At 45.1% G+C, this 20,351-nt stretch carries 18 protein-coding genes; 12 read left to right on the forward strand and 6 right to left on the reverse strand.

The features are described 5' to 3' along the window. From FD04_RS03170 to asnA, 4 genes are all read left to right on the forward strand, one after another. Positions 1-954 (forward strand): Na+/H+ antiporter NhaC family protein, encoded by a 954-nt coding sequence (locus tag FD04_RS03170; RefSeq protein WP_268873320.1) that lies wholly within the window; start codon positions 1-3, stop codon positions 952-954. Next, complete coding sequence (locus tag FD04_RS03175) at positions 926-1,498, forward strand: isochorismatase family protein (protein ID WP_235805634.1); 573 nt, start codon at positions 926-928, stop codon at positions 1,496-1,498. The genes FD04_RS03170 and FD04_RS03175 overlap by 29 nt, the downstream gene beginning before the upstream one ends. 555 nt (positions 1,499-2,053) lie before the next feature. After that, positions 2,054-2,884 carry an undecaprenyl-diphosphate phosphatase gene (locus tag FD04_RS03180; protein WP_054699456.1) on the forward strand — a complete coding sequence of 277 codons (831 nt, stop codon included), beginning with the start codon at positions 2,054-2,056 and terminating at the stop codon, positions 2,882-2,884. 371 nt (positions 2,885-3,255) lie between these two features. Further along, complete coding sequence (gene asnA / locus FD04_RS03185) at positions 3,256-4,263, forward strand: aspartate--ammonia ligase (protein WP_056946940.1); 1,008 nt, start codon at positions 3,256-3,258, stop codon at positions 4,261-4,263. Between the two features lie 224 nt (positions 4,264-4,487). Here the strand turns inward: asnA and FD04_RS03190 are convergent, their stop codons facing one another. Then, positions 4,488-5,315 (reverse strand): alpha/beta hydrolase, encoded by an 828-nt coding sequence (locus FD04_RS03190; RefSeq protein WP_082603099.1) that lies wholly within the window; start codon positions 5,313-5,315, stop codon positions 4,488-4,490. A gap of 477 nt (positions 5,316-5,792) precedes the next feature. On the opposite strand from FD04_RS03190, the gene FD04_RS03195 reads away from it, so the two are divergent. The 5 genes from FD04_RS03195 (at position 5,793) to FD04_RS03215 (ending at position 9,522) form a co-directional block, all read left to right on the forward strand. After that, positions 5,793-6,671 (forward strand): hypothetical protein, encoded by an 879-nt coding sequence (locus FD04_RS03195; RefSeq protein ID WP_056946943.1) that lies wholly within the window; start codon positions 5,793-5,795, stop codon positions 6,669-6,671. 173 nt (positions 6,672-6,844) lie between these two features. Beyond that, positions 6,845-8,230 (forward strand): MFS transporter, encoded by a 1,386-nt coding sequence (locus FD04_RS03200; RefSeq protein WP_056946945.1) that lies wholly within the window; start codon positions 6,845-6,847, stop codon positions 8,228-8,230. A 4-nt stretch (positions 8,231-8,234) separates the two neighbouring features. Continuing rightward, positions 8,235-8,672, forward strand: coding sequence for a MarR family winged helix-turn-helix transcriptional regulator (locus tag FD04_RS03205; protein WP_054699443.1), 438 nt, complete (start codon positions 8,235-8,237; stop codon positions 8,670-8,672). A gap of 29 nt (positions 8,673-8,701) precedes the next feature. Next, on the forward strand, positions 8,702-9,289 hold the full coding sequence (locus tag FD04_RS03210; protein ID WP_056946948.1) for a hypothetical protein: 588 nt from the start codon (positions 8,702-8,704) through the stop codon (positions 9,287-9,289). Between the two features lie 11 nt (positions 9,290-9,300). Beyond that, positions 9,301-9,522, forward strand: coding sequence for a hypothetical protein (locus FD04_RS03215; protein WP_054699442.1), 222 nt, complete (start codon positions 9,301-9,303; stop codon positions 9,520-9,522). Positions 9,523-9,637: 115 nt separating this feature from the next. On the opposite strand, the gene FD04_RS03220 is transcribed toward FD04_RS03215, so the two are convergent. Continuing rightward, the gene (locus FD04_RS03220) at positions 9,638-10,420 is read right to left on the reverse strand and encodes an SDR family NAD(P)-dependent oxidoreductase (RefSeq protein WP_235805635.1); all 783 of its coding nucleotides are present in this window, start codon (positions 10,418-10,420) and stop codon (positions 9,638-9,640) included. 136 nt (positions 10,421-10,556) lie between these two features. After that, positions 10,557-11,324: a glutamate racemase gene (murI, locus tag FD04_RS03225; protein ID WP_054699441.1), complete on the reverse strand. Its 768-nt coding sequence runs from the start codon at positions 11,322-11,324 to the stop codon at positions 10,557-10,559. A gap of 158 nt (positions 11,325-11,482) precedes the next feature. Between murI and FD04_RS03230 the strand changes: the two genes are divergently transcribed. Next, entirely contained in the window at positions 11,483-12,199 is a 717-nt protein-coding gene (locus FD04_RS03230; protein ID WP_054699440.1) for a DUF2087 domain-containing protein, read from the forward strand. A 20-nt stretch (positions 12,200-12,219) separates the two neighbouring features. Continuing rightward, on the forward strand, positions 12,220-12,879 hold the full coding sequence (locus FD04_RS03235; RefSeq protein WP_054699439.1) for a chloramphenicol acetyltransferase: 660 nt from the start codon (positions 12,220-12,222) through the stop codon (positions 12,877-12,879). 412 nt (positions 12,880-13,291) lie between these two features. Here FD04_RS03235 and FD04_RS03240 read toward each other — a convergent pair whose 3' ends face one another. Beyond that, positions 13,292-15,388: an ABC transporter ATP-binding protein gene (locus FD04_RS03240; protein WP_056946954.1), complete on the reverse strand. Its 2,097-nt coding sequence runs from the start codon at positions 15,386-15,388 to the stop codon at positions 13,292-13,294. Beyond that, the gene (locus FD04_RS03245; RefSeq protein WP_056946956.1) at positions 15,389-17,128 is read right to left on the reverse strand and encodes an ABC transporter ATP-binding protein; all 1,740 of its coding nucleotides are present in this window, start codon (positions 17,126-17,128) and stop codon (positions 15,389-15,391) included. Between the two features lie 522 nt (positions 17,129-17,650). Here FD04_RS03245 and FD04_RS03250 point away from each other — a divergent pair. Then, positions 17,651-18,691 (forward strand): zinc-binding dehydrogenase, encoded by a 1,041-nt coding sequence (locus FD04_RS03250; RefSeq protein WP_054699438.1) that lies wholly within the window; start codon positions 17,651-17,653, stop codon positions 18,689-18,691. 108 nt (positions 18,692-18,799) lie between these two features. On the opposite strand, the gene FD04_RS03255 is transcribed toward FD04_RS03250, so the two are convergent. Then, a complete protein-coding gene (locus FD04_RS03255) occupies positions 18,800-20,191 on the reverse strand; it encodes an MFS transporter (RefSeq protein ID WP_056946958.1) in 1,392 nt (463 codons plus the stop codon). Between the last annotated feature and the right edge of the window lie 160 nt (positions 20,192-20,351).

Consider the following 20,351-nt stretch of genomic DNA (forward strand, 5'->3'; position numbering starts at 1 on the left):
ATGCTCATTGCCAAAAGTGGGCACACTAATCTTGACCTGGTGGCGGGCGCTATCATCGCCGGTATTTACTTTGGCGACCGCTGCTCACCACTATCTTCCAGCGCCAGTTTGGTGGCAACAATCAGTTTGACAAACTTATTTGATAACATTAAAAATATGCTACGAACCTCCTGGTTAGCGCTTTTAGTGAGTACACTAGCCTATGGTGCACTGTCGTTGATATTTCCTCTCAATCATTTGAGTCACACACTTTTAGGTCAGTTAAACGCGCAATTTATCGTGGCCTGGCCACTCCTATTACCTGCGGCCGTTATTCTGATATTGTCCCTTTTCAAACGTCCGTTGGTTGAATCCATCACGGTGAGCATCCTCCTGGCAATCGTCTTGGGACTCCACTACCAACAAACATCTTGGTTAAAACTGGGGCGTGCGGTGGTACTAGGCGTTCAAGCTGGTCATGGTCAACTGATTGGTGGTGGCGGCCTGATTTCAATGGTAACGCCACTTACCATCGTCTTTTTGTCGTGTTGCATTTCCGGCATTTTAAACCACTTAACACAGCTCAAGCAGCTTGAACACCGCCTCACTCAAACTGAGTTAACGCCACGCCTTCGATTTGGTCTAACCGCTGCAATGGCCTTAATGACAAGCGCAATTGGCTGTAATCAATCCGTGGCCATCATTATGACCAATACTTTAATCAAAAATAACTATCAGCATCAAAATAATGCGTTAGCAGTAGAATTGGAAAACACAAGCGTACTACTGGCCCCAATCGTGCCATGGAATATTGCGGTGTTTGTGCCAATCTCAATTCTGGGAACCAGCTTTATTGGCTACTTACCTTACGCTTTTTTCCTGTACTTGGTACCGATTGTCTACGCTATTTTTTACGTCCCTCATCAGCAGAAAGGAAGGTGTCACCTTGCCACAAATTCCAACGCTCGATCTTAACAAAACGGCTTACGTTGCCATTGATCTTCAAGACGATATTTTAAACGCGCCCGGCATTGACGCAGCTCATCGCCATGCTGTTTTGACCGCTAACAATCAGTTAGCCGATTACTTTAAAAATACCGGTGCTTTGATCGTTCAAGTGACGGTCAACGTGGCTTCAGTTCAGAATTTATTTCCGAGACGTGAAGTCACTCAACCAGTGACGCCAAATCAGGCAAAACTGGTGATGCCAATTGCCATCGACTCTGAGGCAACCAACGTCATTAAAATTACTAAACATAATCCTGGCGCCTTTTTTGGCACTGATTTAGATTTGCAGCTACGCCGTCGTGGCATTGATACTATCATCCTCGGTGGTATCTCGACCTCTAACGGTGTCTATGCAACTGCGCTCGACGCTTATCAAAATGCCTATCGTCTAATTGTTGTTGAAGATGCCTGCATGGATCGTGACGCGGAGAAACATGCCTTTTTCTTCGACAAGATGTTTAACCGAATCAGTTATGTCACAACGACCAGTGACTTATTAGCGTCCTTTTAGTGATATTTGTCATTAATGATTCTTTATTCAGGAGCACTAGTCTGAGGCTAGTGCTCCTATTGTTGTCTAAGTGCTTCTATTGTTGTCTAAACGTGCCCACTACCACTACGACTAGCGGCGCTTTCCGGCTGCTGTGGGATCAGCTTCAGACGGACTTAAAACCGTCCGTCTTACGCTTCGGTTCTGAGCCTCATAGACCCGAGTCTCAGAACCGTCCAGAACTTGTAACCGCCAAAGGCGCTAACAAGTTCTTGTCACTGCCACCGAAAAGCGCCGCTAGACTCCGTTCTCGTTACAATGTGGCTAATTCCACACACACGTCGGAGAAGCAATAAAAAGCATTTAGAAAATACTAGCACTTTTCAATAAATCAAATTGGTCGAATATTTAATTGACCAAGATACTAAACAATACCTCGTAAAAAGGTTGTCACTTAAACACTGTTACCCTTCCCCACTTCATCCTTTACCAGTTTTTTACACAAACTCAGCAGGAATTTTACACCGCTTCGCTAAAATAATGGCAATCCATAGCTCTCAAGGGGGAACTTTTTTCGTGATTGAAATTATTCAAGCGATTATTTTAGGTGTAATCGAAGGGATTACCGAATTTTTACCGATTAGCTCAACCGGACATCTTTACTTGGCCAATGAATTTATTCACTTGCATGAATCCACGGCGTTTATCAATATGTTCATGGTCGTTATTCAACTGGGTGCCATTCTTGCCGTTGTCGTGTTGTACTTCCATAAATTAAATCCTTGGTCACCAAGTAAGGCGCGCATTGAACGGCGTCAGACTTGGCAACTCTGGGGGAAAGTCATTATTGCCGTCCTACCATCCGTCGTCATCGGCCTCCCCGCTAACGACTGGATGGACGCACACTTAACCAGTTGGCAAGTCATCGCCACTACCCTAATTGTGTATGGCGTCCTGTTCATTGTGATTGAACATTTCAATCAGGGACGGCGGGCTCGTTTTACTGATTTAAATCAGATGCCCATCAAAATCGCCATTGCGATTGGCCTCTTCCAAATTTTATCGTTAGTACCCGGTACCTCTCGCTCAGGCGCTACCATTCTGGGCGCAATTTTAATTGGCACCTCTCGCTACGTTGCCACTGAGTTTTCATTTTTCTTAGCAATTCCAACAATGTTTGGTGCTTCGCTGCTTAAGATTACTAAATACTTCTTACACGGCAACACCTTCTCTTACACACAGGTAGTGGTTTTAATTACCGGCGTCGTCATCTCGTTTCTAATCGCCTATTTAGCCATCAAATTCTTACTGGATTACATCAAACGAAACGATTTTAAACTTTTTGGTTGGTATCGAATTGTGCTTGGAATCGTTGTGGTGCTTTACTTTGGCTTCGCTCAAAAGTAGCTCGACAAAAATTATTTTTCATTTTCAGTTTACAAATTATGAAAAAATGGTAAGATACTGCTTAGAGATTAAAAACGGAGGAAAGACGAGTACGATTTGTCGACCTGTCAGTGAGTTGGGACTTGGTGTGAACCCAATCAGTGTACGACTTATCCGAATAACACTTTCTTAGTTGCGGGCTGAACCCTTGGGTAGTAGGCTTCGCCGTCACCGAAACGTTACCATCGGAGCGTATGTTAGTACGCGTGTGAGGTGGCCTGTCTATGGATGGGCAACTTGGGTGGTACCGCGAAATGAAGTCTTTCGTCCCTTGATTCTGGGATGGAAGACTTCTTTTTTTGTCCCAAATCTAATTTTAAGGAGCAGTACCTATGCATTTAATTGTACCTAAGTCATACGAACCAAAATTGTCTGTGCGTGAAACACAGGACGCCATTCGTTACATCCGTGAAACTTTCCAGGATGAATTCGGCAAGCAATTGAACCTCTCTCGTCTTTCAGCCCCAATGTTTGTTGAAAAGAAGACTGGTTTAAACGATAACTTGAACGGTATCGAGAAGCCCGTTTCATTCACGATGAAGGATATGGGCGATTCAACCATCGAAATCGTCCACTCACTTGCAAAGTGGAAGCGTGTGGCTTTGAAGCGGTACGGCTTCAAACTTGGTGAAGGCCTCTACACTAACATGAACGCCATCCGTAAAGATGAAGATTTGGACAACTACCACTCAGCCTACGTCGACCAATGGGACTGGGAAAAGGTCATTCGCAAAGAAGACCGTAACCTTGAAACTTTGAAGGCCACTGTTAAGCAAATTTTCAAAGTCATCAAACACATGGAACACGAAGTTTGGTACAAGTTCCCACAATCTGTTCACCATTTACCTGACGAAATTCACTTTGTGACGACCCAAGAGTTGGAGGATCGTTGGCCTGATATGACACCACGTGAACGTGAAAATGCCATTACTAAAGAATTGGGCTGTGTCTTCTTAATGAAGATTGGCGGTGCCATGAAGAGTGGCAAGCGTCATGATGGCCGTGCCCCTGACTACGATGACTGGGACTTAAACGGTGATATCATGTTCTGGTATGAACCACTTGATCAAGCTATTGAAATTTCAAGCATGGGGATTCGGGTTGATTCAGAATCATTACAACGTCAACTGAAGATTGCCGACGCTGAAGACCGCTTGAGCTTGCCTTATCACCAAATGGTCTTAAACGAAGAAGTACCGTTCACCATTGGTGGCGGGATCGGTCAATCTCGTTTATGCATGTTGTTACTTGGTAAGGCCCACGTTGGCGAAGTTCAAGCCGCTCTATGGCCACAAGAAATGATTGACCAGTGTGAAGCACACAACATTCACTTGCTTTAATCGTTGACCGTTGATTTAACGTTAAAAAACCGGTAGCCGTCCTTGTGAGGATGGGCTGCCGGTTTTTGTTTACAGTCAGTGAATTAGCTATTACCCTGTGGAAACATGCGTCACAAAACTGAAAGCTGCACATAAGTGAGTTCCCCCGCACAAAGTCGAAAATTCACGACTTCATGCGAGGGGACTCACTTATGCGACGCTTTTAAACCGTTTTGTTCCGCACTCTACCAAATGAACTCATTCACCGCCCTTGCCACGTTTGGGTTCGTTCTTAACCTCGTGTGCTCTGCGTCCCAGCCGGTAAAGCGGCGCTCACGGTAACTCTTCACTCGGTTACGAACCAGGTAACCTAGTGAGCGTGAACTAGGATTTAGAATTTTCCCATCAAAGTGAACATGTCGGTTTAACCGACCATAGATGTTTAAAATACGTGCTTGCCTGATCCTCAAGTTTTGACGATGTGCCAGTGCCCAGCGATACTTTGGTGCGAGCCACTTAGGCCGACCACTGGTCAGTAATTGATTGGGATGCTGATCCTTGTGTACACCTGGTACACCATCAAAGTTACCAGCAATCGCAACGTACTTTTTCAATTGTGGCAGTTTTTTATCACGACTAAATTTTAATTCATCAAACAAAACTGCAGCATTTCCAAGCGAATGCGCCACCACGTTAAACTTTTTAAAGCCATATTTGTGTTTTAAAGCTATCAATACATTTCTAAACCAATGACTGATTTTATAGTAGCTGTGAGTGCGATTATTTTTGAAAACTACGTTCACTAACGGCCGTTTAGTGTGTGCCGGCCAATGCCCCTTTAGCGTCACCTTACCATTATTAGCAACGAAAGCCGTCACACCCGTATGAGCGTGTTTTTCGAAAACTGCGCTTTCCATAAGAGGTGCCATCGATTTGGGATTACCTCGATGACCATGTAGGTATAACGTCACAGTCTGAGATTTACGCGTCGCTGCAGCTTCAGTGTGCGTTGGTATTGAACTAATAGTCATGAAACACAGAACCAACCCCACCACTGCTAGTAATTTACGCAACACGATTCCCCCTCTCAACCGATTGATTTATCCAGTTTATAGCAAGTTATTTCTGGCGTCACCTCATTTTTAAAAAATTTAGCATGAGAAATTATCATTTTGGGCGCCGTAACTTGATAAGCTCGATTTTGAGTAATTATGGTATAAGAGCTATGTTCGATAAACTATCTAATTTTTCGTACCCTTCAACATGATTAACATTGTCAGTATCTCTGTTATCTAGCCTAAACGTGGCAAAAAAAGCAGTTCCCGGCCATCTAAGCGGCACACCCCCAAAAGCCAGAAATGGGCTTTTGCTTCATTACTGTTATCTAGCCTAAACGTGGCAAAAAAAAACAGTTCCCGGCCATCTAAGCGGCACACCCCCAAAAGCCAAGGGCGGGCTTTTGGGGGTGTGCCGCTTAGATTCTGGGACCTACCCGCTTTTTTTGCCACTCTGCTACTTCATGGTATAATTTCCCTACAGGGGGAAACACTATGTCAAAATTATCCATTAGTCTCGCGCTATCAGTTTGTCTGGCTGCAATGATTACCTTTGCGCCATCAACTACGGCTGATTCTGCCAGTCATCCACACCGAACCACTGTTAATACTGATACATATGGTGCAAACGATGGTGGCTTTTCAACCAACTGGTATCGTTTAAATCACGCGACTACCGTGACTGTCACTTATTCGTCGGTCACAAACTCACACGCTATCAAAAAACAACTCCGCTTACCCAAAGGCACCGTTCTTGGTGCACAACGTTACCACCATGGCGCAGCGGCTCAAAAACTGGCCTACACCAACGGTTATATGACGCCAAATATCAGTTATCATTTAAAATCAAAACTGGTTAACGATCACGTATACGGTTTCGGTGCTGTTTCGTTCAAGCTTTCACCCAAGTCAGTCACTCAAATTGTCCGGCCTGCATATGGTTTACCTTATGGGAGTGGCACCCTCTACGCCGGTGGCTTGAACTCGATTAAAACACTTAACCGCAACGTCAACGCCATCAAGTTAACCTCGGACGGCTACGTTGAGACCTACCGTAATCAACCTGAAGATTACCCTAGCTTTTGGGGAACGTTGGAAAGTCACTACGACTCAAAACCAAACAATGCGCAAAAAATTAATCTATCAGTTAAAAACGGCAACACAGTTGAACTCTACTATCAGCACCATCTAAAGGGCGTCCATGATACGCAAGTTCGTAAAACTGGCAACACCCAGTACCGGTTAACCATCAAGAACCAGCATACCCCCTATCAATATACCGATTCAGCTTATGCAGGCAATAAAGCTGTCGCCAGCATTTATGCTGTTGGTGGCGTCAACTACTTTACCGTCATTGGCTCTGGCTGGAAGTAACCTTATCCGTTTAAAAGTGATATCAACCGATCATCTCAATTAATGAGGCGAGCGGTTTTTTTTAGTTACCGTTGGCTGCCTTCAGTCACAATAAAAACTGATTGATTCTTTTTGTTTGCGCAAGCAAATAAATAAATGCTATACTCTCTTTGCATTTGAAAGGAGGTGGCGTGATGGGGCGACTTCGACGATGGTTATGTCTCATTGTTCTGGGGTTATTTTTCTTCATGATTATTGTCGATGGCAGCATTGTGACGATTGCAATTCCAGTTCTCGCACAGGCTTTTCAAATTGGCACCTCACAAGCCAATTTAATCATTGGCATCTATCTGATCATCATCAGCGCGTTGCTCTTGCCATTTGGTCAACTAGGCAATCGATTCGGTAGAACCCGCCTATTTCAAATCGGTATGATTGTCTTCCTAGTGGGCTCTTGGTTTGCGGGTGCTGCCCAACAACTGCTTATAATTTTGCTGGCTCGTGGTTGCCAAGCAATCGGTGCCAGCATGGTCATGGCAAATAGCTACGCCATCGTCACTGATCTATTCCCGCCGACTGAACTCGGTCGAGCCTTTGGCGTTGAGAGTATATTTATTTCAATTGGTGGGCTGGCGGGACCAGGATTAGGTGGTCTGCTCATTCACTATTGGGGTTGGCGCTACATCTTTTGGTGCAACTTACCAATTGGCATCATTTGTGTTGGACTAGCTTGGTGGCTGTTCAATCAACCCCATCAAGTGACGTCCACTGGTCCGTTCGATTGGGGTGGCCTGTTTCTATTACTCGCAATGGCCACATCGTTTTACAGCATGTCGAGTCTGATGATGAATCGACCTCAATTGGCTGGCAGTTTGTTGGGTATTTTTATCATCGGTTTCGCCTTATTCTGGCAACACGAACAACGCGTTGCCGTACCACTTTTAAACGTCTCGCTTTTGAAGGAACCCGTTCTTCGTTTACCAACTTTAGCGGCATTTTTCAGTTTTATTGCAGCCTACTTTTTTACCCTACTGGCACCAATTTATTTACAACTTGTGGTGGCTTTACCGAGCCAGCTCACCGGACTAATACTAATGATAGCGCCGATCATTGCGATTTTCGCCAATCCGCTGGCGGGAATACTAACCGATCACTTTTCCCGGATCAACGTGATGCGCTCAGGCATGCTCATCTTGGTGATTGCCGGCGCTGGTCTCTTAACCCTTAACGGTAATCATGAACCGTGGGCCGTCTTAGGTTGGTCGGGGTTATCCGCCATTGGCACCGCACTTTTTTCAACTGCCAATAACACCTTTATTATGTCGAGTGCTACCGCCGAACAGCGTGGCATGATTGGTGCTATCACGTCACTGGTTCGAGAATTCGGTCTCGTGCTTGGCACATCACTGGTCGGTCTCACGTTTTACGGCAAATTATCGCTACTAAAAGGTACCCTGGTTGCCAATGCAATCAATCAGCCGAGACCCGCATTAGTTGACGCCCAACACTTTGCCTATGCGCTGGCCCTAGTATTACTCCTAATTGCATTCAGATACATTAAACAACTCGAAAGGAAGTGAGACAGTGGTTTTAGAAGATAAGGATGCCATCGATTTAATGAGTGCCACCCTAAATAGCACTTCGCGACAAGCGATTGCCTACCTTGATAAAGTCTTGGCACCACTACATCTAACCGCCAGTAATTACTATTTTATTTTAAAAATTGACCGTGCAACAACCCTCACGCAAGAGCAACTGTTCAAGCAAATTCAACTTAGTCACAGTAACGTCACCCGGCGGTTAGATCAACTTATTAATCAAGGCTTGATTGAAAAACGGCGCGATCCAAACGACGGTCGCGGTTGGTTACTCAACTTAACTGAGGCTGGTCGAACTCTGCCAGCTCAAATTGAACAGGTTTTGACCAGTGCCAACAGTGTGATGTTTGCCAATGTTACACCTGAACAACAGTCACAGTTAGTCTTGACCCTACAGCAAATTAGTCAGAATTTAATGGCCTAACAACTTCACTTTAACTGGAGGATGATGACATGTTAAAAGCACTCACAATCAACGGTGTAAACCAACCCAACTTGATGCTACCAGAAGATTTTAAGCAAGTGACCAGTGAGACACACATTCGCAATGGCGAAGATGTCCTTGTGACACGTTACCAAAATAGTGACATCGTTGTGCCGAATCATGAACACGCCGTTCTCGTTTGGGGACAAGACCATCGTCTGCTCAGCTTTAACAGTTTCTTGTCAGCCGAGCACCCAGGCAGATTGCCACGTCAGCTGCAGGCCAGAAAGATTGCCATGGCAACCATGACTGCGTTGGATGAGTCATATGCCCGCGGACTCGTTTACATGCGAACCGATACACTGTCACGCACTTTTTTGAATGAGGATGGCGATGAAATCTCTATCCCAATTCTGTGGGTCAAATTTGCTCATGCCAATGGCAGCTACAACTGGGTATCCGTTGGCGCTGACGGCCGCGTTGTTGAAATGGAACGGGAATCCTACTGGGATTACTTCCGCAACCGCCGAGCCACCGAAGAATGGAATTACGATGACTGGGTTCTCGCCTACGAAGGTAAGGGACCACAACCGGCCGCACCAGAAGCACTCGCATAGGAGGATCCGTCATGAATAACGAAGTCCAACTTGATCAGCTCGTGACGCAGCTAGGTCAGGTCAACACCAGTATCGAACGCTTAGAAAACGTGGACTATATGACAGCGATGTATAAGGGATACAGTGCTGCCGGCGAAACCGTGGATGAAATTGTTGGTGAAATTGATGACTTGCGGGAACAAGCCTCACTGATTGAGGCTCAGATTAACGAACTGGAAGACAGTTTGTATTAGAATTTTGCCCGACGAAACACAAAAACGACTTACCATTAATTTGGTGAGTCGTTTTTTAGATTATTTAACTGCTTATCCACAGTATAGTTATGGCTTAGTCCAAAGATTCTACTCATTATCGCAACAAGTACCCACCATCAACGGGAACCGTGATCCCGGTCACGTAATTAGACGCAGCGCTGGCTAGAAAGACAAGCGTGCCCATCAGCTCTTGTGGCTGTGCCCAGTGACCGGCTGGAATATGGTCTAAAATCTCGACGCTACGAACAGGATCTTCCTGCAGTGCCTTAGTCATTAGCGTATCAATGTAACCAGGCGCTAATGCGTTGACCTGAATGTTGTGCGGGGCGAGCGCCTCTGCATATGCCTTCGTTAGACCCACGATGCCGTGTTTGGCCGCAGCATATGGAAAAATGTATTTACCCGGCAAAAATGACTGCATTGAACCAATGTTGATAATCTTGCCGCCGTCATGTTCAGTCATAACCTCGGCAACTGCGTGAGAGAGGTAATACGCTGCGTTTAAGTTCACATCGATCACCTTGCGCCAGTCTGCATCCTTGAAATCCTGCCATTCGTTGCGAATTTGTATACCCGCATTGTTCACCAAAATATCGATGGTCCCATACTCAGCGACAGCTCGTTCAGCAATTGCCTGTGCAGAACCATCCGCCGTGATATCCTGTTGATAAAACGCCACCAGGTATTTTCCGGCAGTCGCAAAGTCTTGAATGGTTTCCCACCCCTTCTTTGAGCGACTGACAACCAACACCGAAGCCCCTGATGATAACAACGCCTTGGTATAATAAGCACCTAATCCAGATGCACCACCGGTGACGATTGCCACACGACCGTCAAGTCGAAACGTCGTGTTGGTGAAATTTTCTAGCTCATTCACGCTATGACCTCCCATAAAACGATTTTATTACGTTAATATTATAGTTTAATCAACCAGAAATTAAACCATAATCAGAAAAAAGCCCGTCATACAAGCAACTATGCTGTTTGTATCAGGGGCTTAAATATTTTCCATTTTATTGTAACCGATTATACAGCGTCTGATAATAGTCGAGCGATCCGGGCTGACTGCTCAACCACTCAATCGTTTGACCACCAGTCTCATCAGTTAGCAAATCATGCGCGTTCAGCACTCGTTGCAATTGATGGGCGACACCTAAATAACCAGTGTAAACCGGCGTCCCTTTCGGAAACAGTGATTGGATCTGAGCTTTGACAAATGGATAATGAGTACACCCAAGTACGATACCATCGACTGGTCGGTCTAAGTAATCCGCTAACAGCTGATGTAGCAGTGTCATGAGTGCCTTGTTATCCGTCATCCCACCTTCGATATAGTCAGCCAAACCTGGGCAAGCCACACCATAAATACGGTGCGTATTCTGGTATTTTTCCACCATCGACTGGAACTTTGGCAGGTGAACTGTCAGCTTCGTCCCCATTACTAAGATGTCATGGTGACCAGCATCGATTGCTTCTTTTAGCGCGGGTTCAATTCCCACAATTGGCAGATCAGGATAATCGGCCATTAAGCGGGTTTTGGCTGCACTAGTGGCCGTGTTGCAAGCAATCACCAGCGCCTTAATGTGATGGGTCAACAATTCCTCCACCACGCGTTTGGCACACTGATAGACTTCTTCAGCGCTCTTGCTACCATACGGCGCGTATTTAGTATCACCATAAAAAATAAATTGTTCGTCAGGGAACTGCTTGGTCAAGGTCGCCAGCGTGCTAATACCGCCGACACCAGAATCAAACACCCCAATTGGATTGCGACTTGACATGTCTAAACCTTCTTCAATCTCTTAATAAGCACAAGTTCTATTATGCCACGCTAAAGATGAGATGCCAAAAAATGCCACCAATTTATTATCAAAACAAGAAAATGTTGACAAATATTGTAAACATTTATACACTGTTAATCTGAAAGGGGGCTCATCTTTTGCTCGATCTAACCCAATTATCAATTGCCGAACTCACGCAAGGATTCCACCAACAGCAACAATTACTTTGCTGTAACTACTGTCAGATCACCTTCCCAATCACAGATCAGGCCTTGATGACGTCACATTTAGTTACTGCCCACGGCGGTGCCAAACACGCACTTCTCACTCTAGCGACTAAATATAACGGCTTAACTGAGACTCAATTGACGTTACTACAGGCCTTTTCAACGGCAGATAAAGATCAGGCAGTCGCAGATTCTCTCGACGTGAGTGCCTCAACCATTCGCCACCAGAAGTTTACGTTTCGCGAAAAGGCCAAGTCGGCCAAACTTTATCTTGCACAGTACCAAGCGGTGTTTGGCGAAATTCCGGTTAAAGCTAAACAGTATTTACCGGTACCACCGGGTGTTTCACAATCCGATGATCAATTTAAACTAACGGAGGCTGACTATGTTGCCAACGTTCAGAAGTTTTTTACTCAAACCGGTCAGCAACTACAGTTAACCAGTTGGCCCAAGGGTGAAAAAAAGCGGTTCGCCATCACAATGCGGGTTAGTCAACTATTTGAATTCAATCGTACTTACACCTTAGCTGAAATTGACACACAACTTAAAGCTATTTCTGCTGACTTCACCTGGCTCAAACGATATTTGATTGACGATGGCTTTTTCGACCGTACCCCAGATGGTCGCTCATACTGGCGACTATTTTAAACTCACAAAGGAGCACCTTTATGACCACTCAATTTACACCAATCGATATGAAGACCTGGCAGCGCCGGGACTACTTTTACTATTTCACAAAAATGATGCCAACCGGTTTTAACGTTAACGTCGACGTTGATATTACGAAAACTTATCATGCCGTTAAAGACGGCGGCTACCACTTCTTTGCTGCCTACCTCTTTTTGGCCACCAAAGTCATCAGCCAACATCCGGAATTCATGATTGTTTCTCAAAACGATCAACTTGGCTATTTGGACCACTTGATCCCTTCATACTCCCTCTTCCACGAAGATGATAAGAGCATCTCCGGGATGTGGACCGAATATACCGATGATTTCAAAGTTTTTCATACTGCCTACCAAGCCGACGTTGAAACTTATCAACATCAACATGGCGCGGTCGTTAAGCCTAACCAACCGCAAAATGCCTACATGATCAACATGATGCCGTGGCTACACTTTAACAGCTATACGCCATTGACTTTCAATGGCTTACCAAATTATTTACCAACCATTGAAGCTGGTCAGTATCAGGAAAAAGATGGTCGTTTCACCATGCCGGTCTCGTTTACCATCCACCACGCCGTTGCTGACGGCTACCACGTCAGCTCATTCTTCAAAGATTTTCAAGCCGCATTGAACCATCCTGAAGAGTGGTTGGAAATCTAAAGTTTTTATATCACCAGATAAGTAAATTCCGATTACTTTGAATTTAGATGCGTCATCTCACCACTACATCAGCCGTAGCGCCAGAAGCAGACTGGTTGGTGGGTGGTGGCAGTGATAAATGATGTTAGGGTGAAGTGACGCAAGAAGTGAACTGCTTCTTGGGTTGCTTCACCCTTACATCATTGGACGAATCAGAGACCAGCCTTTTGGGCTCTGGTTCGAGGGTGAAAACGCAAAGCGGTTGAACCCGGTCCCACAGCGACCACCCACCAACCAGTCTGCCGGCGGCCGAAGGCGGACAAAAGCGCACTAAATAATTTTATGACTTACTAAAAAACAGCACCCAGAGAGCTTAAATCTAACCGCTCTGGGTGCTATTTTAGGTGTGTAAAAATCTGCGCATCAACAATATTTATTCAAAAACAAACTGATTATGATAGAGCTCAGAGTAGAACCCACCAGCTTCAACTAACTCATGGTGGTTACCTTCTTCAATCACTTGACCGTCCTTAAGCACAACAATCTTGTCGGCGTTAAGGATCGTCTTCAACCGGTGCGCAATCACAAAGGCCGTCCGACCAGCAATTGCAGCATCCATAGCTTGTTGAATCTGTTGTTCAGTCACCGTATCCACGTTCGACGTTGCTTCATCCAAAATCAAAATTTCCGGATCCGTCAAAATCGTCCGTGCAATCGATACTTGTTGCTTTTGACCAACTGAAAAGACATCGTTACCCTCATCAACGTGAGTATCATAGCCATCTGGCAAACTTTCGATAAATTCATGGATGTGGGTCGTTTTGGCAACCGCGATAACCTCATCCATCGTGGCATCTGGTTTACCAAAGCGAATATTATCCGCAATGGTCCCATCAAATAAGACGGATTCCTGTAACACAATTCCCACCTTTGAACGTAACTGATCCAAATCATACTCACGGATATCGACCCCATTGTATTTAATATGGCCATTATCCACGTCGTAGAACCGGTTCATCAAGTTCATCACGGTTGTTTTCCCTGAACCGGTTGGTCCAACAAGTGCCACCATCTCCCCCTTTTCGACGCTAATGTTAACGTCTTTGAGAATTTGACGCTCAGGTAAGTAACCAAAATCGACGTGTTCAATCTCAATTCCTGAACCGACATGCTCAAATGGTTGACCATCTTTAGGCCGAACTTCTTCTGGTTCATCAAACATCACGTTTAATCGCGTTGCACCAGTGACGGCAAGTTGCAATTGACCGAAGGAAGATGAGATTTGCATGATTGGGTTGTAGTATTGTTGCGCGTATTGAATAAAGGTCACGACTACCCCTAAGGCAACAGCGGTTGTCATGGACGAGTCATGCAAGACGATTTTGGTCCCCAAGAAAATCACCAACGCGGTCGTCAGCAAGGAAAAACCGTTCATCACTGGCATAATCATCCCTGACCAAGCCTGAGCAGCGAAGGTAGACTTTTGAACCTTTTCGTTTCGTTCAACAAAACCTTCAATTGTTTCGGCCTGTTGACCTTCAACGATGATTGCTTTTTGACCAGAAATTTTTTCATCCATGTATGCATTCAAGACACTGACTTCGGCTTGTTGACGGTCGGTGTACTTCTTGGCTTGAATGATAATAATGATTGCGCATAACACCGCAACTGGTGTGGTCGAAACGGTGACCCATGCCATGCTGACGTTTTGCTTAAAAATCATAATTAACACGCCGATGAACAACGCGATATTAGTCGTCACGTTAACTGCAGCTTGATTCAAGGTGTTTTGGATGTTATCTAGGTCAGAAGTGAACCGGGCTAAAATGTCACCATCTTCATGCCGGTCAAAGTAAGCAATCGTCATCCGTTCCAACTTACCAAACAAGCCCTTACGCATCCGGTTAGTAGAGTGCGCCACGATTCGGGTAAACAAAATCGTGTAGAGCAATTGCGCAACACCCGTCATCACGTAGAAGCCAAACAGCAACCACATTGATTTGAAGAAGGTTGCTTTGCTAGCAGCGCTTGAAACGGCCACTGTGTGTAAGCTGTGAATCGTCGTCCCATGTGGTAGCGATGACAAGATTGAAGCTGGCACGTTGGCATTCGTCAAATTACGCCAGTTATCAGGCATGGCTGCCAGCTGTTGCATACTATGAATCGTCGTGCCCTTAGGCAAGCTAGCGAGCACTTGTTGTGGCACGTTGTTATCCGTCAGCGTTTGCCAAGCAATCGTATGACCAGATGCTTGACTCAACTTGGTAGCAATACCTTGCAGGGCGTCCTGAGAAGCAACACCCGCACTGGCAATCTTCTTCAAAGCTTTAATTGCTTCAGGCGCATGTTGATGGGTAAAAAAGTCACCAACGTAAGTGGTCAGATGGGTAATGGCATCTCCCATGATCACTGGCGCCTTTACTTGCAGATACGTCGCCGCAATAACAAAGACCACAATCACGGCAAACTGTAACTTATACTTTTTAAAATACAGGTAGAAGAATTTTATAGCTCGAGCAGTATCATTCATCTATTCGTCCTCCTGTGCTTTTTGCGTGTCATAAATCTTACGGTAAACTGGTGAGTTCTCAACCAGTTCGTGGTGATTACCCTGGGCCACCAATTTGCCTTCGTCCAACACTAAAATCGTGTCAGCATGGACGACAGATGAAATCTTTTGGGCAATAATCACCGTGGTAGTTCCTTTAAGTTCACGGTTAAAGGCGTCTTGAACCAGTTTTTCAGAACGGGCATCAAGAGCTGACGTTGCATCATCTAAAATCAACACCTTAGGCTGCTTGATGACGCCACGTGTGATGGAGAGTCGTTGCTTTTGACCACCAGAGAAGTTGTTGGCCCGTTCTTCAACCTGAGCATCATAACGTTCCGGTAAACGATCAATAAACTCTGCAGCCTGAGCAATCGTGGCCGCTCTATCCATATCCTCATCAGAAGCATTTTGCTTGCCCTGTTTCAAGTTTCCAGCAATTGTGCCTGAGAATAAAATGGCCTTTTGCAACACAATTGATACCGTCTGTTTCAAGGTAAGCTGTGAAACTTGTTTTAAGTCCTTACCACCAATTTTGACGGTTCCTTCTGTGGGATCAAACAACCGCGGAATCAGTTGTGCCAAGGTTGATTTACCGGCACCGGTGGCACCCACAACCCCGACCATCTGACCAGGTTGAATCTTGAAGCTAATGTCTTTAAGCGTTGGTTCAGCGTCATTCGGGTATGAGAATGACACGTGGTCGAATTCAACTGAACCGGCTAAGTCTTCAGCATCCGTTGTAACATAGTGCATCGATGTTTCGGTATTAAGCACTTCTGAAATTCGGCCAATTGAAATCATCCCACGGGAAGCAAACATCGACACCATCCCACCCATGATGATGGCAAACATAATTTGCATCATGTATTGGATAAACGTCATAATACCGCCCAATTGATCCTGGGCAAACGATGCGGACTGGGTAATGTTAGTTGAAACCAACCAAATGGCAACGAAAATCGCTAACTGTGAAATTACTGTAAAGGCAGGAATCATAGTCGAGAAAGTATAACCAACTGCCAAGTTGTGGCCCAACAGTTCGTCTGATTCCTTGTCGAACTTTGCGGCCTGGCTATCTTCTTGCACAAAGGACTTGACCACCCGCGCACCACGTAGATTATCCTTGGCGATTGAATTAATCTTATCCATTAACCGTTGGAAGGCACCAAAGTGTGGGCCCATGTTCCGCATTGATAAACCAGTGACCAATACAATCAAAACCACCATCACGACGATGATCCACCATAGTTGTGGCATGGTGATGATTGATAAGATGAACGCGCCAATAAATAATAGCGGTACTCGAATTAAAATTTGGAACGTCATCATTAATAATGTTTGAATTTGGGTAATATCATTTGTCATTCGAACGACTAAGTTATCCGCCTTATATTTTTCAACGTCTTCATATGAGAACTGTTGAATCTTACGGAAAGTCTGTTCACGCAAATCAGCGGAAACGGACTGCGCTAACTTCGCGGCAGTGATTGTGTTTAAGACTGACCCAATGAGGCCGACTACCGCAATCACAATCAGTGCAACACCATAGCCACTCACCTGATTGATTTTACTATCAGTCGATAGTGACATATCTGCCATCACACTTAAAATATTTTTCATAAAACTAGGCTGCCAAAGTGCAGCACCAACTTGTAGCAGCATCGTTAACAACGCTGCGGTAACCAGCAATTTATACTTGCCGATTGCTTTTAATAACATTGGTTATCCTCCCTTGTCGTGGTTGTCCACGCTGACTTGCAACAATCCCCCAAAGTGGTCAATACCATGACACACAAATGGCGATAGCGTCATAAAGCATGAGTAAGCTTTACAACTCTACCATATAATACGTAACCAAATTGACTCACCGGTCACACAAAGCAAGCAGTATTATCCTCTTATAAAATAAAAAAGTAAAGACCCAATCACTTTGACGATTTAAAGCCTTACAAGTCAACGTTTTAAAGTCATTCAACTCTACTAGTAAACCGGATTTCTAAGTCGCAGTAAACCACTTTGACCTAAGTGGTATAAACTCCTAACCAAGTGGTGCGGTTATTAGCGTTAGTCAGTACCGTCACATACCTGACCGCTATACTAACCATACAAACAAAGTATTAACCGAGCAAAAGCGTTTTGCCTAGCGGGTTTTAGTGTCCATACCTTGATTTGGCAACTTTACAGCCTGATTGAAAACACTTAAAGTAAAGTAAATACAACCTTTAAGGAGTGTTATCTTTTATGAAATCGACTATGTTTATGAAACCTGGTAAAGTTGCCGTTGAAGACATCGATAAGCCAACGATTCAAGCTGATGATGATGTGATTATCCACGTCGTTCGCACCTGCGTTTGTGGTTCAGACCTTTGGGCATACCGCGATCTGGAAGAAAAAGCCCCCCATTCACAAAATTCCGGTCATGAAGCCATTGGCATCGTCGAATCAGTTGGTGATGCCATTACCTCAGTTGTTCCTGGCGACTTCGTGATTGCGCCGTTCACCCACGGCTGTGGTCACTGTGCTGCTTGCCGCGCCGGCTTTGACGGTGACTGCCAAGCGCACACTGACAACTTCAGTAACGGTGTGCAAGCTGAATACATCCGCTTTGCTCACGCTAACTGGGCACTGGTCAAAATTCCTGGTCAACCAAGCGATTACAGTGATGAAATGCTGAATTCTCTACTAAGTTTGGCTGACGTCATGGCCACTGGCTACCACGCCGCTCGAGTTGCCAACGTTTCCACCGGTGACACTGTCGTTGTCGTTGGTGACGGTGCCGTGGGCTTGTGTGGTGTCATTGCAGCCCAAATGCGTGGTGCTAAGCGAATTATTGCCATGAGTCGTCACGAAGACCGTCAAAAATTGGCGCTTGAATTTGGTGCCACTGACATTGTCGCTGAACGTGGCGATGAAGCCATTACCAAAGTTATGGCACTAACCAACGGTGCTGGCGCTGACGCCGTACTTGAATGCGTTGGGACTGAACTCTCTGTCGAAACTGCCATGAAGGTCGGCCGTCCTGGTGCCATTGTTGGTCGAGTGGGTCTCCCTCACGAACCTAAGATGGATATGTCAGCTTCCTTCTACAACAACACGATTATCGCTGGTGGTCCTGCATCCGTAACCACCTACGATAAACAAGTCTTATTGAAGGCCGTTTTAGATGGCGATATCCATCCAGGTAAAGTCTTCACTAAGCGTTACGCCCTTGATGATATCGATGACGCCTATCAAGCAATGACTAATCGTGAAGCCATTAAGGCCTTGGTTACGATCGATTAAAGCATTAAGCATTTAAAGCAATTACAAAAAAACTCAGTCACTCGAATTGTAAAAATCGAATGACTGAGTTTTTTTCTATCATACATATTAGCCCTGAAACTGTTTTATTTAATCAACCGCACTCACCTTTTGTTTCGTGAGGATACAAACAATGATCAGTTCGGCAACAATAAGAACCGTGAGTACCAAAAAAGCGTGTTCTGAGCCAATTGCTGTCCCGATTGCTTGGGTATGCGCCGTAGCTTGCGCAGCGGCAACCATTGCAGAGGCAATACTGGTCCCCAACGCTGCCATGAACTGCTGTGCCGTGTTAAAAATAGCATTGCCATCACTGTTTTGAGTCTGAGTCAGTTGCTTCAACCCGTTAGTCATCAAATTACCATAGTGGGTCCCCACGCCAAGCATGAAGAAGGTGTATAAACATAAAATACCCCAAACATTGAGGTGGCTACCCCAAATGCTAAGCCCCACCATGCCAATAAGTGAAAGGATACTACCCACTCGCAATGGCACGCGGGCACCACGACTATCATAAAGCTGACCACCTAGTGGTGACATGACAGCACCTAAAGCAGCTCCAGGTAAAACAATTAATCCAGCTGCTAAGGCACTCTGGCCGTTAACCAGTTGAATGTAGTTCGGTAGCAAGAATGAGAGGCCTAAAGAGGTAATTTGAATGAGTGAAAAGGCCAGTAAGTTGGAACTGAACCCTCGATTTTTTAATAAACTTAAATCCAACACCGGATGTGGCAACTGACGACTACGCCAAATAAATAGGCCAAGTCCGATAAGACCAATCAACAAGGCGCCAACAACGTTAATGCTCCAAAAAGCACTACTACCAAAGTTACTAATGCCAAAAATTAGGCCGCAAAATGTCAATACAATCAAAATAACACTTAGCTGGTCAACAGACGCTGCACTGGTCGGTGTTTTTTGTTGAATACACGTTATTCCGAGAACCAGCGCAATCACCAGTAGTGGCAGTAAGAACGCAAAGATGTAACGCCAGCCCATTGTTGCTACCACAATGCCGCCAAAGGTTGGTCCGACTGCAGGTGCCACCCCCGTAATTAGGGTACCGATGCCCATCATCGTACCTCGCCTAGACATCGGGACTTGTTCAAGAATAATGTTAAACATCAAGGGTAATGCAATCCCAGTCCCGAGGCCTTGAATCGCTCGGCCAAGTAATAAGACACCAAACACAGGCGCTAAGCCGTCCGTGATAACGCCGATGATAAATAAGCTGATGGCAACTAGAAAAAGTGACTTCATTTTAAAGCGACGTTTTAAAGTTGCCGAAAGTGGTACCAAAGCTGCCACTACCAGCAGATAAATTGTGGTCATCCACTGAACCAGATTAGTTGGTACGTTAAATTCTTTCATTAAAGTTGGGAAAGTAATGTTCATGGCCGTTTCAATCACGACACCACTAAACGACATCAATCCCGTAGCAATGATCGCCCCAATCACTTTCGGGGAGATTTTTTGATCCATTAATAGCACATCCTCTTCAATAATTCAGTTATTACAATAAATTGTTAGTAAGCTAACATTTATCCATTCTACCACACAATTTTTTGAATGCAACTCAACAACCGTCTGAATGAGTTCACTTTTAATTACTAAATCCATAAACGTAAAAAACGTGGACTCC

The sequence above is a fragment of the Secundilactobacillus odoratitofui DSM 19909 = JCM 15043 genome (genome assembly GCF_001434895.1).
GTDB classification, from domain to species: Bacteria; Bacillota; Bacilli; order Lactobacillales; family Lactobacillaceae; genus Secundilactobacillus; species Secundilactobacillus odoratitofui.

Coding starts and splice junctions, on each gene's coding strand:
- FD04_RS03195 (WP_056946943.1), top strand. CDS start 5,793: ATGTCAAAATTATCCATTAGTCTCGCGCTATCAGTTTGTCTGGCTGCA.
- asnA (WP_056946940.1), top strand. CDS start 3,256: ATGCATTTAATTGTACCTAAGTCATACGAACCAAAATTGTCTGTGCGT.
- FD04_RS03215 (WP_054699442.1), top strand. CDS start 9,301: ATGAATAACGAAGTCCAACTTGATCAGCTCGTGACGCAGCTAGGTCAG.
- murI (WP_054699441.1), bottom strand. CDS start 11,324: ATGTCAAGTCGCAATCCAATTGGGGTGTTTGATTCTGGTGTCGGCGGT.
- FD04_RS03255 (WP_056946958.1), bottom strand. CDS start 20,191: ATGGATCAAAAAATCTCCCCGAAAGTGATTGGGGCGATCATTGCTACG.
- FD04_RS03170 (WP_268873320.1), top strand. CDS start 1: ATGCTCATTGCCAAAAGTGGGCACACTAATCTTGACCTGGTGGCGGGC.
- FD04_RS03245 (WP_056946956.1), bottom strand. CDS start 17,128: ATGTTATTAAAAGCAATCGGCAAGTATAAATTGCTGGTTACCGCAGCG.
- FD04_RS03200 (WP_056946945.1), top strand. CDS start 6,845: ATGGGGCGACTTCGACGATGGTTATGTCTCATTGTTCTGGGGTTATTT.
- FD04_RS03240 (WP_056946954.1), bottom strand. CDS start 15,388: ATGAATGATACTGCTCGAGCTATAAAATTCTTCTACCTGTATTTTAAA.
- FD04_RS03210 (WP_056946948.1), top strand. CDS start 8,702: ATGTTAAAAGCACTCACAATCAACGGTGTAAACCAACCCAACTTGATG.
- FD04_RS03235 (WP_054699439.1), top strand. CDS start 12,220: ATGACCACTCAATTTACACCAATCGATATGAAGACCTGGCAGCGCCGG.
- FD04_RS03250 (WP_054699438.1), top strand. CDS start 17,651: ATGAAATCGACTATGTTTATGAAACCTGGTAAAGTTGCCGTTGAAGAC.